Origin of the sequence: Amycolatopsis sp. NBC_00345, from assembly GCF_036116635.1 — a bacterium.
Classification (GTDB): Bacteria; Actinomycetota; Actinomycetes; order Mycobacteriales; family Pseudonocardiaceae; genus Amycolatopsis.
This window is the reverse complement of sequence record NZ_CP107995.1, coordinates 4349603-4363577: the sequence shown is the minus strand read 5'-3', so window position 1 is coordinate 4363577 and position 13975 is coordinate 4349603. Positions and strand designations below refer to the sequence as shown.

Genomic DNA, 13975 nt, shown 5'->3' with positions numbered 1-13975 from the left:
CACGCGGGAGGAAGGTTACCGGCCCCGCTTAAGGCGCGACGGCGATGAGGTGAACAACGGCCGCGGCCCGCGACCGGCGGGGTTGACTCTCAACCGGCTTGAGACCGCATAGTGGGCGCTGTGGACGACAACGAGCTGTACCCCATCGGGGAAGTGGCCGGCCGGACCGGCCTGAGCGTCAGCGCCGTCAGGTTCTACGCCGACGCCGGGATCGTCACGCCCACCGGTCACACCGAGGCCGGGTACCGGCTGTACGACGTCCAGGCCATCGCCCGGCTGGAACTCGTGCGCACGCTGCGCGAACTGGACGCGGGCCTGGACGACATCCGCCGGCTGCTGGCCGACGAGACCACACTGCGTGATCTCGCGACGACGCATCTGGCGCTCGTCGAGGACCGGATGCGCAGCCTCCGGGCCCGGCGGGCCGTCCTGCGGACCATCGTGAAACAGCACAGCTTGGCCGAACAGGTAACGCTCATGCACAAGCTCGTGTCCCTGTCCGACGACGACCGCGACCGGCTCATCGACCAGTTCTGGGACGAGGTCAGCGCGGGCCTCGACGTCCACCCGGCTTTCGTCGAGCTGCTGCACCGGATGCGGCCGAACCTGCCGGAGGAGCCCACCACCGGGCAGCTCGAAGCCTGGATCGAGCTGGCCGACCTGGTACTGGACGACGACTTCCGCCGCTCGGTCCGCGAGTTCTTCCACCACGCCTTCTCCGCCGCCCGGGCCCGCCAGGTGACCGCACCGCCGACGCTGGAGCTGATCGAGCGGCATCGCCGGATCGTCTTGGAAGCCAAGGCGGCCCAGCAGTCGGGGTTACCACCGGACTCCCCGCGGGCCCAGGAGATCGCCGGCCGCCTGGCGGCTTCGGCCGCCGAGCTGGCCGGGGAGGCCGACTCCGCCCAGCTGCGGAGCCGGCTGGCCGGCGGTGGCCGCGGCGCCGCGGAAAGCCCACGGGCCAAGGATTTCCGGTCCCGGTTCACCGGCGCGCTCGGCCGGTACCACTCACTGGTGGCCACGATCAACGGGACACCGCAGCTGGATCTGGCGAGGTCCGTGGTGGCCCGGGAGTGGCTCGCCGACGCGCTTGAGGTGCCCGGTCCGGCGGGCGGATCCTGAGCGCCACATTGGGGTTGTTTCATCGTGGTTTGTGCTGGTCAGGGTGTTGCTCGGCGGGTTCTTTGTTCGTGTTGAACGAGGACGAGTATTGCCCGGGTCAGGGTGGTGGCGTGGCGTGGGTTCATCCGGAGCCGGTCGAGGACACGCCAGGTTTTGATCGCGGCGAAGCCGCGTTCCACCGCGCATCGGGTCCCGGCGAACACCTCCACAGCAAGATCAACCAGCCGCTGATCATGGCGCGGCACCACCAGCACCAGCATCGCCTGAGTCCCCGGACCGGCTTTACGCCACCGGGACCCCACAGCTTTACGGCGGTCGCGGATCAGACCCGCGACCATGGTCACGGTCTGCGTGGACACAGGCAGGACAGCCTGGTAGACAAGGCCGTTGAGGCCCCCGGCGGATGGTTGACTCACATCCACGATCCTGCCGGGGGCTTCACCGCTGAGCAGGGCACGAACCGCCAGCATTCAGGTCACCCCAACATCGACATGCCCACCACACCAACCACTTCCCCCCTCACCAGCAACAACAGGATGAAAAAACCTCAATGAGGCGTTGCGGTGACCCAATAGCCGATATGGAGATGTTTTGTTCACTCGATTTGGTGACGTTTCCGGTGGGTGGTATCGGTAAAATTGAAGAGTGAGCAATTATGGGGATTCTTCTTTACATGACGCTTCCGATGTTTTGTCTCGGATTCATGAACGGGCCGTCCGGGTGGCGCAGCTGGAGGCCGAGCAGGCCGCTGATGTCGCCTTGTTCGCGGCGACGGGCGGGTCTACCCGGTCGGTGACGGCCGAGCTGGCGTTGGAGTTGTCGATGACAGAACGGCGCGCCGGGGCCGATGTCGCGTTGGCGCAAGCATTGACAACCCGGTTGCCGGAGACGTTCGCGGCATTCCGACGCGGGGAGATCGATGGCTTCAAGGCGCGGATGGTATTCGAGCCGACCATCGCCCTATCCGATGAGATGGCCGGTCAGGTCGATGCGATTGTGGCGACGCGGTTGGCGGGGAAGAATCCGTCGTCGTTACGGGCCGCCGTGAATCGGGTAGTGCAGAAGGTGGATGCCGAAGGATATGAGCGAAGATCCCGGGCGCGACGGCGCGACCGCAACATCTGCCTGATTCACCAGGACGAGACCATGTCCACCTTGCTGTGTGACCTGCCCGTGGAACAAGCCTCGTCGATTTACGCCTCCCTCGATCAGGAGGCGCGGAGGCTGCGCCGAGGCGACGAGCTCCGGACCCTGGACCAATTGCGTGCGGATGTCCTAGCCGACCGGCTGCTGAACCGGGCGCCCGGCGACAGCGGCATCAAGCCCGTGATCTACCTCTACGTGGACCTTCTGACACTAGCCGGATTGAACGAGGAACCCGCCGAACTCTCCGGCTGCGGCACGGTCCCCGCGTGGCTGGCGCGGGCGCTCGCCACAGACTCGAATTCGGTGTGGCGCCGGATCATCACCGAACCTGACACCGGGCAGGTCCTCAGTGTCGGCCGGACCCGCTACCGGCCACCCGCCGCCCTCGCGGACCTGGTGCAGGCACGGGACCGGGTATGCCGTCACCCCGGATGTCGTCGCCCGTCGCAGTACAGCGATATCGACCACACCCGCGACTTCGCGCAAGGCGGCCAGACCGCTGAAGAGAACCTGGCCCCGCACTGTCGGCGGCACCACCGCCTCAAAGACGAACCCGGCTGGTCCTACACCACGGCGCCCGGTGGTAACGGCACCATCACCACCCCGACGGGGCGGGTGTACGCGACAACACCGCCACCACTGCACGAAAACCGAGTCAAAGACACCACAGGCGGGGCCGGACGTGAGGCAGCCGCCTGACCCCGGCACACAGCCGCCGACGACGAACAGGGCCACCTCACGCGCCACATCAAACGTGGCACCACAGGAAACCCTGGACTCCAAGACTTGGTCTTCGCAAACTCAGCCCTACCAGCGGCCCCACGCCTCATCCCACGACAACACCCACCCCACCCAGCCCCACTGAGAAAACCACAATGTGGCGTTCGGTGCGTGGAATCGAGGCTGGGCGCGGAGCACCTCCGTTGAGGGTGGTGGGGCAGGGCTGGAGCAACCAAGTCTGGTGCGCAAACCCGCCAAGCCGCAAAACACTATCGCTTCCGGCGACGGAGAACCGGCTGCGCACGAGTGGTCCGCTTGGGCACGTACGGAATGTCCGCGAACCGAAGCGTCGCCTGCAGACCCCGCACCGCGCGATCCAAGCGCAACAGCGCGATCTGGGACAGAGTGAACAGCTCGTCCACCTGCCACGCCCGCCCCGCGGCGGCGAGCACCACCGTGCGGGGCGCTTCGGTGAGCACGCGGTCCGGGTCGGCGGCCGAGACCTTGGCGGCGAGCTGCGCGAGGGCTTCCGGCTCGTCGTGCAGGGCTTCGGCCGACACGAGGGCCTGGGTGTAGAGGTGGCTGGCCGCCGTGGCGCGGCCGAGCCACTTCACGTGGATCAGCTCGTCGCCGGGGCCGAGCAGGTCGCACAGCTCGAACCGCGGGTGCAACGGCGTGGTCGCGAAATCCCGGTCCAGGCACAGGTAGCCCGGCTCGCCGGCGACCCGGTGGCAGTACCGGTTCTCGTCGTCGGACTCGCCGCTGGGCCGCCACGTGACGTCCGGCCAGAAGTACTTGCGGGACAACAGGTCCGCGACCTGGGCGCGCATCTGCTCGACGTAGGTCTCGCCGATCCGGTACCAGCGGCCCTGGTGGAAGACGTACCGGACGTGGTCGATGGTCGTCTCGAACACCAGCCAGCGCGCGACCGGCAGCGGGGTGCCGGTCTCTTCCTCGCCGGCCTCGTCGGCGCAGGTGACGACGCGCCCGGCGCGCAGGGCCTTGATCCGCCGGTCCACCGGGATCTCGGCCAGCCGGCCGGTCAGGTGCGCCAGCTCCAGCCGCGCCTCGACGTGCAGCGGCCCGCCCGCGCCGAGGCCGGTGATGCGGAACGAACCGGCGTTCTCGGCGTCGTGCACCGCGGCCCCGGGCCAGGTCAGGCCGAGTGCCGCGGACTCGTCTTCGAACGCCTCCGCGAGCCGCCGTTCGAGCGTCGGCACGAGCCGGTGGTGGCGCTCCAGCGGCCGGGTCTGGGCGACGAACCGCAACGCCGATTCCGCGTCCGGCTCGTCCACGACCGCGCCCACCGCGTCGAGGTCCGCGAGGAAGGCGTCCGGCTCCTTCGCCAGCGGCGCCCAGAGGGAGTTGCCGACGCGGATCCGGTACCGCTTGCCGGTCACGCGCCCGTAGGTGAGGTCGGTCAGGTCGGCCGAGCCGGCCAGCCGGTTCACCAGGTCGCCGTAGGGCTCCAGCCGGAACGCCGACAGCTCGCCGCCGCCGGGGATGGAGATCTGGGTCGCCCGCGCCGAGACGTCCAGCGCCGCGCTCGCCACCAGCCCGAGGTCGTACGGGTCCAGCCGGCGGATCCCGAACAGCAGCCCGAAACCCTGCTCGACGTACTCGTCGTTGAGCACCAGGTGCCCGGCGCCCCAGGCGACCGCGTAGGTCCACGGTGGACGCGGGACGAGCAGCACCGCGAACGGCAGCGTCGAAGACAGGTCGAGTCGGCTGCCGGTGAGCGCGGCGGCATGCGGGACCCACTGGGGCATCTCGGTGCGGAAGGTGCCGGCGACGAGCCGGGCCGCCGTGCCGGAGAGGTCGACCGGGACGTCGGTGGTGACCTGCTCGGCCGTCAGCGAGACGAGCAGTTCGTGCTCGGCCTCGGTGCCGTCGAGCCGGAAGAGGGAGACCGGTTTGCTCGGGGAGGACGGGGTTGGCATGACCACCACCGAAAGGTCTGAACATGGGCGACGACGACCCAGGATAGGACAGGCGTCCGGCCGTCCGGTTAATCACGCAGAGCTAATGCCGGGCGAAAGGGTGAAATCGGGTTTAACCTGGCCGCCGAAACCCTCGTTCGCCGGGCAATGGTATCGTTTCGGCAGGTTTTAGTTGAGCGCTTATCCGAGCATACTCGCAGTTCAAGCGTCCAGAAGATGAGCGGCGAGTGTCCTCAAAGGTGCGAGTGAATGGCGTTTTCGAGAATCCGGTAACAGTGCTCGAATGGCCGTATTCCGGTCTGGTTCTTGCGCTGCCCGGGGCAGTTTCTCCGCGTTTCCGTCACGGATTGTGAGTGTTGATCGGGGTGGCCGCGCCGCCGGGTGGGCCAGACGGGCGCCGATCGCCCCCGGGAGACGGCTCGCGGTGGCGGGTGCGCGCGTTTACTCTGGCGTAGTCGTTTTCCGGTCGGCCCGCTCCTGGGGGCAGCATGGTGGTAGTCCCGATGTTCGCGCACGGCGACCGTCTCACCCGTCGGGACCTGGAGACGATCTCGGATGAGCGACGTCGGTATGAACTGGTGGACGGGACTCTTCTAGTGAGCCCCTCCCCGCGCCCGCTGCACCAGAGGGTGGTCGCGCGCCTGCTCGCGGCGCTCACCCCGGTTTGCCCTGCGGACTGCGAGGTACTGCCGGCCCCCGTCGACGTCGTGCTCGACGAGTACACGGTGATGATCCCCGACGTCGTGGTCGGCCGGCGGGACACGTTCACCGAGCGCGCGCTCGTCGGCGTCCCGGTGCTGGCGGTCGAAGTGGTGTCGCCGTCCAGCCGCTACATCGACACCCACCTCAAGCCGGCGCGGCTGGCCGAGGCGGGGTGCCCTTACTACTGGGTGGTCGACCCGCGTGCGCCCGGGATCCGCTGCTTCCGGCTGGAGGACGGCGAGTACGTGCTCGACGTCGAAGCGACCGCCGAGGAGATCGCCCGGCTCGAACGGCCGTACCGGCTGGACCTCCGCCCCGCGGACCTGGTGTCCTCCTACTGACCACGGCCGGCGTCACGGTTGTTTCGCGGCCCGTTTGACGGTCTTGATCACCGGTGCCGTCTCGATGTGCGTGATGGCGGGCAGGGCGGCCACGCGGGTGGTCAGGTACCGGTAGAGCGCCCGCTGGTCGGCGCAGACCACGCTCGCGCACAGGTTCGTCGGCCCGGTGGTGGCGGCGGCGAACGCGATCTCCGGGTGCGCGGCCAGCGCCGCCCCGGTCTCCTCCAGGTGTGCGGGGGCGACCGAAAGCCAGAGCAGGGTCCGGGTGCCGAGGCTGAACAAACTCCCGTCGATGTCGATGTCCAGGTACAGCACGCCGGATTCGCGCAGCTCCCGCATCCGGCGCCGGACTGTGGTCGGTGACCAGCCGGTCGCCGAGGCCAGGTGCTCGAACCCGGTCCGGCCGTCGGCGGCGAGGGCGGCGAGCAGCTTCCGGTCGCCGTCGTCGAGCCGCACTGGCGCCGGCCGATGCGGCACCGGTGGCGGGCGCAGCCGCTCGACCGCCTCTTCGCTCAGCGAGCCGAGCTTGGCGATCAGGCTGTCCGGGCCGCCGTAGAAGGCGTGCAGCACGGAGTGCGCGGTCACCCCCTCCACGCGGGGCGTGCGGGGGAGCTTGGCCAGCAGCAGCGCCTCGCTGTCGGCTTCGTTCTCGGTGTCGACCGTGCAGGTGATCTCGGTGCCGCCGGAGGTGAGGCTCACCCAGGACGTGTCGGGCCGCCGGGCCAGAGCTTCGGCGACCGGGGCCGCGGTGCCCGGCGCGCAGCGCACCCGGAGGAACCACTGCACCGCGCCCAGTGCGGTCGGGGCGAACCCGCCGAGCACCCGCACCGCCCCGGACGACCGCAGTTTGGCGTACCGGCGGGCGATGGTGCGATCCGACACACCAAGAACTTCAGCGATGGTACTGAAAGCGGCCCTTCCGTCGAGCTGAAGGGCGCGCACGAGCTGGCGATCCAGCTCATCGTAGTCGGATTCCACCGGGCCGAGGGTAGCTGAAGCCGGATACCGGCGCGGTCATGCCGTTTTCTGGCTCGGGCCGATCGGCGGCGGGAGTGTTGTCCCATGCCGAGCAACAAGACCAGGGGAGCAGCCATGGACACGGACGTACTGATCGTCGGAGCGGGCCCGACCGGGCTGACGGTGGCCAACGAACTTCAGCTGGCGGGGGTGCCAGCCCTGGTGGTCGACAAGTTGTCCCAGCGCAGCGAGCTGTCCAAGGCGGGCGGGGTGCAGTCCCGCACGCAGGAGGCGTTCGACCAGCGCGGGCTGCTGGAAGCGTTGCTGGCCACCGGGGACCACCCGGTCGGCACCGCCCACTTCGGCGGCATCCACCTCCCGCTCAGCCGGGGCCGGCACCGCTTCCCGTGGCGGTCCATCCCGCAGGTCGTGATCGAGGGCTTCCTCGAGGAACACCTTGCCGCCCAAAGCATCCACGCCCGGCGGGGCCAGGAGCTGGCCGGCCTCGAGCAGGACGGCGACGGGGTCACCGCGTTCTTCGCCGACGGCACCACGATCCGTTCCCGCTACCTCGTGGCCGCCGACGGCGGGCACAGCACGGTGCGAAAGCTGCTGCGGGCCGAGTTCCCCGGCCAGGCGGGCACCGCGACCGTGATCGCCGCCGACCTCCGGCTGAGCGGGGTCGAGCACACGATGACGCACCGCTGGAACGAGGCCGGGGACTGGGCGCACCTGTTCCCGCTCGGCACCGACGAGGAGGGCCGGCCGCTGCTGCGGCTCGCCATGGGCGGGCCGGGCCGGGCCCGCGCCCGGGATGTCCCGATCACCGAGGAGGAGATCCGCGACGGCCTGCGCGCCGTGTTCGGGCTCGAGGTGCAGCTGCTCGAACTTCGCTACGCCCGCCGCATCACCAACGCGGCCCGGCAGGCCGCGCAGTACCGGCACAGCCGGGTTTTCCTGGCCGGCGACGCTGCCCACGTCCACCTCCCGCTCGGCGCGCAGGGCATGAACACCGGGATCCAGGACGCGCTCAACCTCGGCTGGAAACTCGCCGCCGCCGTACGCGGCTGGGCGCCGGAGAACCTGCTCGACACCTACCACGCGGAACGGCACCCGGTCGGGGCCGCCGTGCTGCGCAACGTCCAGGCGCAGAGCCTGCTGATGGACTGGGAAGGCACCCGCGCCCCGGAGGTGATGGCCACCCGGGAACTGTTCACGGCCATGGCAAAACTGCCGGAGGTGCAGTACCAGCTCGACGACATGCTGTCCGGCATGGGCATCCGCTACCGGATCCCGGGCGTCGAGGACCAGCCGCTCGCCGGCCTACCGGCACCGGACGTGGACCTCGGCCCGGCCCGGGTGAACGAGCTGCTGCGCTCCGGCCGCGGCCTCCTGATCGACCCGGACGGCGCGTTCGCGAAGGTCGCCGACCTTTGGGGCGACCGGGTGGATCGCGTGGCCGCCGGTACTGAGCCAATGCTGGTCCGGCCGGATGGTTACGTGTGCTGGGCCGGTGGCGCAGACGGTCTGGAGCCGGCGCTCGGCCGCTGGTTCGGCAAACCTCGCTGATCTCCCGGCACTGTCCTAACCGGACTCAGGCGCCGTCAAGGACTCCTTACCAGCGTCCGACGCGGGTAAGGAGTCCTTGACGGCGTCAGGCGCCGCTGTGCACCAGGGAAGCCCAGAGGTCCGGCCGGTCGGGATGGGCGTCGCGCAGCTGGAGGGCCACTTCGCGCAACGCGCCGCCCGCCCCGTCGGCGTCGGCGCGATCGGGCAGGTGGCGGTAGAAGGACCGGGCGGCGTCGGCGGCGATCCGGTCGGACAAGGGCCACAGGCCGGCGACGACGTGCCGGAATCCGGCCAGGTGGAAGGCGGAGCCGAGGGTCACGGCTTCGTCGGCGAGCAGTTCCCCGCCGTGCGCGGTCGAGCAGGCGGACAGGTAGGCCAGTTCGGCGCCGGGCATCCGCAGCTCGCCGATCCGGGACACCGGCAGCTTTCCGCCGGGCAGCTGCAGGTACGCCAGCGACGGGTTGACCGGGTTGGTGCCGGCGTGGCAGGCGAAGTGCACCCACGTACTGCCCGAAAGCGCGTCGAGCAGCCCGGGAACGGTGACGGCCCGGCCGGCCAGCACCAGTGCGCCGGGATGTAACGCGTGCACTTCGGCCACGGTGCCCGGAAGGTCGGGCAGGCCGGGCGTCTGCGGCACGGCGACGGTCAGCTGCTTCCGGACCCGCGCCGGCGGACGGGCCCGCGCGTCGGCGAGGGCGCGCAGAGTGGGTGTGTAGGACGACACCATGAGGTCCAGCGCGCCCGGACGACCGGCGTAACCGGCGGCGTGCAACGGAAACAGCCCGAGCCGGCCGACCGGAAGCCACCGCACCCGCGGGATCTCTCCGTCGGCGACCGGCAGGACCGCGGCGACGGGCCCGGATACCGTGTCCCACAGCCATTCCAGCGTTTCGCGCACGACGCGGGCCTTGCGCAGGCTCGCCGTCAGGCCGGTGGCGTGGGTGGCGTCCAGCAGCTCGGTCGCCCGGACGTTCACCTCGTGTTCCGTCAGCAGCGGCAGCTCGATGTGCACGGGCTCCGCGTCCGCCGTGATCACGAGCGCGTCGCCGCGGGCCGGGCCCGGGTTGACCAGCACGACGGTGCCGCCGGCCGCGGCCTGCCGGAGTTCGGTCAGCCGGGGCGCCTGGAGGAACCGGGCGAAACCGTCCTGCTGCCGGATCCGGGCGAGCAGGTCGTCGCGTTCGGCGCGGAGCCGGACGCGTTCGGCGACGTCGGCCTCGGACCGGTCGAGCTGGTCCCGGATCCGGGCGAACCCGGCGGCCAGGCCCGGGTGCCGCGCTTCGAGCTCGCCGAGATCGGTGCGCGCCCCCAGCCGCTGCGCCACCACGACCGCGCGCCCGGCCTCCGCGATTCCGGCGGCCCCGGCCGGATCCCCGGCCGCGAAGTGCGCGGCGACGGCGTGGCCGACGAGGCCGGTGTGCGGGATCAGCCGGAACTCCTGGTCCGGCCAGCGGACGTCGCCCGGAGTCAGCAGGGACAGCTGCGTCACGGCGAGGTCGAGCAGGCGCACCGCGAGATCCGGCTGCCCCGCTTCCGCCGCCAGCGTCCCGCCGATGTGGGCCGCGGTGATGACGTCCAGCGGCCGCGAGGAGGCCGCGGCCCGGACGATTTCCCCGGTGAGCCCCTCCATGGTGGCGCGGCCGACCGCGGCCGGATCGGCTCGATGCCGCAGCAGCCGGCAGGCGGCCACCACTTCGAGGCACGCGGTCTCCAGCACCGTGCCCTCGGCCGCGGCCAGCGCCTGCTCGCCGAGTTCGAGCGCCCGGTCGAGATCGCCCGCGTCCCGGTCCGGCTGCTGGTGGCGGTTGAGGTGGATGCCGCTGAGGTTGCGCAGGTGGCGGATCCGGTCCGGGTAGCCCTCGGGCATCCCGGCCACGGCCTGCTCGCCGAGTTCGAGCTGCCGGTCCAGGTCGGCGGGCCGGTGCTCGATCCGGTACCTCAGCTGGTAGGCCGCGCCGAGCGAGGACAGGTAGTTCGTCCGCGGCGGGCCCGCGTCGGTGCTCGCGGCCACCGCGCGCTCGCCCATCTCGATCGCGCGTTCCAGGTCGGCCGGGTCGGACCGCCGGATCGAGCGCAAGTGGTAGGCGGTGCCCAGCTCGGACAGGCAGATGGCCCAGCTGCCGCTTTCCGGGTCCGCGGTGAGCACGGCCCGTTCGCCCAGCGCCACGGCAAAGTGCAGGTCCTCCTGGTCGCCGTCGCGCTCGTAACGCAGGCGGTGCACCTGGGCCAGCATGGACAGCCGCGCCGCCAGGTCGGGGCTTTCCTCGTCGGTGGCGCCGACCGCCTCCTCGGCGGTGCGCACGGCCTGCTGGAGATCGTCCGCGGAATCCGTTTGGCCGTAACGAATCCGGTAGCTGATCGCCAGGTCCGCCAGCCGGTGGGCCCGATCCGGCGCGTCGAGGTCGACCAGCTGCCGGTCGACCTCGACGACGCGGTTCAGGTCGTCGAGCCGTCCGAACCGGCGGAACCGCAGTTCGCGGGCCGCTCTGAGCACGGACAACGGGTGCGGGGCCGGCGAAATCGCGACGCTCTGTTCCGCGCGCTCCACGGCCGGGTCGAGCAGCGCCGCCACACTCCGCTCGAACCGCCAAAGGTAGAGGGAACTGAGATCGGCCAGGAAACCCGCGCGTTCACCGTCGCTGTACGAGCCGCCGCCGACTGCCGCTTCGAGGAGGCTTTGCGCCCCGTAGAGCGCCAGCGGATCCTTGCTGTCCATGGCATAGCGCAGCACCGCGCCGCCGATGTGGCCCTGCCCTTGCGGTTCGGCCGCGGGCCCGAGGATCCGCCGGAACGCGGGCGGGATCTGGCTCGGTTCGATCGCCAGGTCGACAAACAGGCTGACGGCGCGCGCGAAGTCGACACTGACCACGTCTGGCTCGGGGGAAGCGCGGTACCGGAAGTAATACAGCCAGCCGAGCGCGTACGACGCCCGCGCCCGCCGGTCGCGATCCACGGTCTGCGACGCCAGGAACAGCCGTTCGGGAATGCCGTCGGCCACCTCGGTTACGCGACCTCCGCGCTGGTGCTCGGCCAGCGCCCGGTTCACCTCCGCCAGCAGCAGGTCGAACGACGGTCCACTGCGGTCCCCGGCACGCAGCGAACGCGCGGTGTCGAGCGCGTTCTGCCTGCTCTTCGCCCGGGGATCACCCGCGGGCGTCGCGGCGAGGCTCCGCTCCGCGAGGTCCAGCGCGCGGTCGAGGTCCGGCTGGTTCGCCGTCCGTTCGAACCGGGCCCGGTAGGCGAGGCCGAGGCCGTGGAGCGCCGCCGGCCGGTTCGCGTGGTGCGACGGGGTCAGCCGCACCGCGCGCTCACCCACCTCGACGGCGCGTTCCAGCTCCCCGGGTTCGTTCGCGCGCTCGTACCGCGTCCGGTGGAACATGCCCAGATTGGCCAGGAAAACGACGTGATCGGGGTGCTCCGGCGGGCAGGCGGCGACCGCCAGCCCGGCCAGCACGATCACCTGGTCCAGATCCGCCGCCGCGCCGTCACGCCGGAACCGCTGGGACAGCGCGGCGCTGAGGTTGCCGAGCAGCTGAGGACGGTAGGACGCGGTGTCGTCGGTCTCGGCCACCGCACTGGTCAACGTCTCGATCGCGCGGTCGAGATCGGCGCGGTTGCCGGTTCTCACGTGGCGCACGAACAGCGCCGCGCCGAGGTTGCTCCGGGTCTGCGCCGCCCACTCGGCCCCCACCCCCGCCTCGGCCGCCGCCAGCAGCTCGACGCTCATGTCGAGCACCGCCGGATCGCCGGCCTGCTGCGCGTGCGCCAGCAGCTCGCTGCCCCGCGACGCCTGCTGATCGGGGTCCGCGGCCGGGCCGATCAGCGGGCGCAGCCCCTCGGGAACCACACCCGGTTCGTCCGCGAACGGCCACAGCAACACCAGCGCCGTGGCCAGATCGACGGTGCCGTCCGGGATCAGCTGCGAACGGAGGAAGTGCAGCCGGCCGGTGACCTGGTCGGCGGCCGCGAGCCGGCGCCGTTCGGCCCGGGTCGGGCCGGCCGGGTCCGCGGGCCGGGCGAGTTCGCGCAACCGCACGGCATCGGCCAGCACGGCTTCGCCGAGCACCGGATCCGCGCGGCCCGACCGCCGGTGGTCGTCGAGCACCCGCTGGACGCGGTGGAACAGGTCATCGAACGGCATGGCCCCCACCCGCACGCACATCTCGCTACGATCCGATGAGCGTAGCGCGAGCGAAAGGAAAGCCGGGTGGATCCAGCCGAGCGGATCGCGTTGACCGCGCTGTGCGCCGAACTGCCCGAGCTGCGGGCCGAGTGCGCGCGCCAGCCCGCCGACCGGGGCCGCCTGCTGGACCGCGTCGAAGCCGAGGCCCGCGCGCGCCGCCCGATCACCGCGCTGCTGGAGCAGCTGCTGGGGGCGCCGCCGGACGAGACAGTGCGCTCGCTGAGCAGCCGGCTGCCGGGATCCGGGACCGGCCGGGCGGACGAGGAGCTGTTCGGCTGCCCGGACGGCGCGTGCGACCGGCTCGCGACCACCGATCCGGCCGGGCCGCCCCCGCGGTGCCCGCTGACCGGCGACCGGCTGAAACCCCGCTGACGCCGTGCGCACCTTTTTCGAGGAGCTGGCGAAGAAACTCGCCGACCGCTGGGTCGGCCTGCTCCTGCTGCCCGGTGCGCTGTTCGCGCTGACGGTCTGGCTGGCCGTCCGGCTCGGCCAGGCGCACGCCCTCGACTGGCCGCGGGCCGACGCGGCCGCGGTGCTGGCGTCCATCGGCCGTCTTTCCGGTGGCGCGCAAGCGATCCTGGTCCTCGTGGCCCTGCTGGCGGTCACCGGCGCGGGCCTCGCCGTACAGGCCCTCGCGGCCCTCACCCGTGCGCTGTGGCTCGGCCGGTGGCCGCGAATGCTTGCCCGGCCAGGAGTGCGCCGACGCCGCCTCCGCTGGGAGCGGCTGGTCGCGAAACGCCGGGAGCTGCAGGACGCGTACCCCGGCGAAACCCGGACTCCCGAGCAGCAGGAGCAAATCGACCACGCGGCCGGGCGGATCACCCGGTTCGCCCCGGCCCGGCCGGGGCGGCCGACGTGGATCGGGGACCGGCTGCACGCCGTGGAACGGGTGGCGCTCGACCGGTCCGGACTGGACCTGGCGTTCGGCTGGTCCCGGCTGTGGCTGGTGCTGCCGGAGACGGCCCGGGCCGAGATCACCGCGGCGAGTGCGGCGTTCACCGCCGCGATCGCGGTCGGCACCTGGGGCTGGCCGTACCTGGTGCTGGGCGTGGTGTGGTGGCCGGCCGCGGTGCTCGGGGCGGTGGTGCTGCTGGTGGGCTGGGCCCGGGCGCGGCCGGCCGTCGACGACCTGGCCGCCCTGTCGGAGGCCGCGGTGGACCTGCACGGCCGGGCCCTCGCCGTCGCGCTCGGCGTGGCCGAGACCGAATCCCGTGGCCCGCTCACCCCCGAAGAGGGCGAGCGGATCAGCCGCCTGCTTCGCAAGGGGCGCTAGCCGACCGAGCTTGACCAGGAGG

Annotated in this window: 10 protein-coding genes; 7 read left to right on the top strand and 3 right to left on the bottom strand. The window is 71.5% G+C overall.

Annotated features, from left to right (window positions below):
- Positions 1-120: 120 nt before the first annotated feature.
- The 3 genes from OG943_RS19095 (at position 121) to OG943_RS19085 (ending at position 2967) form a co-directional block, all read left to right on the top strand.
- Positions 121-1122, top strand: coding sequence for a MerR family transcriptional regulator (locus tag OG943_RS19095; RefSeq protein ID WP_328611139.1), 1002 nt, complete (start codon positions 121-123; stop codon positions 1120-1122).
- Positions 1123-1193: 71 nt separating this feature from the next.
- The gene (locus OG943_RS48385) at positions 1194-1676 is read left to right on the top strand and encodes a hypothetical protein (RefSeq protein ID WP_442874744.1); all 483 of its coding nucleotides are present in this window, start codon (positions 1194-1196) and stop codon (positions 1674-1676) included.
- Between the two features lie 91 nt (positions 1677-1767).
- On the top strand, positions 1768-2967 hold the full coding sequence (locus OG943_RS19085; protein WP_328611138.1) for an HNH endonuclease signature motif containing protein: 1200 nt from the start codon (positions 1768-1770) through the stop codon (positions 2965-2967).
- Between the two features lie 290 nt (positions 2968-3257).
- On the opposite strand, the gene OG943_RS19080 is transcribed toward OG943_RS19085, so the two are convergent.
- Entirely contained in the window at positions 3258-4928 is a 1671-nt protein-coding gene (locus tag OG943_RS19080) for a TIGR04141 family sporadically distributed protein (protein WP_328611137.1), read from the bottom strand.
- A gap of 488 nt (positions 4929-5416) precedes the next feature.
- Here OG943_RS19080 and OG943_RS19075 point away from each other — a divergent pair, with 488 nt between their 5' ends.
- Positions 5417-5971 carry a Uma2 family endonuclease gene (locus tag OG943_RS19075; protein WP_442874743.1) on the top strand — a complete coding sequence of 185 codons (555 nt, stop codon included), beginning with the start codon at positions 5417-5419 and terminating at the stop codon, positions 5969-5971.
- Between the two features lie 12 nt (positions 5972-5983).
- Here the strand turns inward: OG943_RS19075 and OG943_RS19070 are convergent, their stop codons facing one another.
- Positions 5984-6949 (bottom strand): Lrp/AsnC family transcriptional regulator, encoded by a 966-nt coding sequence (locus OG943_RS19070; RefSeq protein ID WP_328611135.1) that lies wholly within the window; start codon positions 6947-6949, stop codon positions 5984-5986.
- A 114-nt stretch (positions 6950-7063) separates the two neighbouring features.
- On the opposite strand from OG943_RS19070, the gene OG943_RS19065 reads away from it, so the two are divergent.
- Positions 7064-8497, top strand: coding sequence for an FAD-dependent monooxygenase (locus tag OG943_RS19065; protein ID WP_328611134.1), 1434 nt, complete (start codon positions 7064-7066; stop codon positions 8495-8497).
- A gap of 85 nt (positions 8498-8582) precedes the next feature.
- Here OG943_RS19065 and OG943_RS19060 read toward each other — a convergent pair whose 3' ends face one another.
- Positions 8583-12638: a CHAT domain-containing protein gene (locus tag OG943_RS19060; protein ID WP_328611133.1), complete on the bottom strand. Its 4056-nt coding sequence runs from the start codon at positions 12636-12638 to the stop codon at positions 8583-8585.
- A gap of 66 nt (positions 12639-12704) precedes the next feature.
- On the opposite strand from OG943_RS19060, the gene OG943_RS19055 reads away from it, so the two are divergent.
- Positions 12705-13052: a hypothetical protein gene (locus OG943_RS19055; RefSeq protein WP_328611132.1), complete on the top strand. Its 348-nt coding sequence runs from the start codon at positions 12705-12707 to the stop codon at positions 13050-13052.
- A 4-nt stretch (positions 13053-13056) separates the two neighbouring features.
- Positions 13057-13953, top strand: coding sequence for a hypothetical protein (locus tag OG943_RS19050; RefSeq protein WP_328611131.1), 897 nt, complete (start codon positions 13057-13059; stop codon positions 13951-13953).
- Positions 13954-13975: the final 22 nt, after the last annotated feature.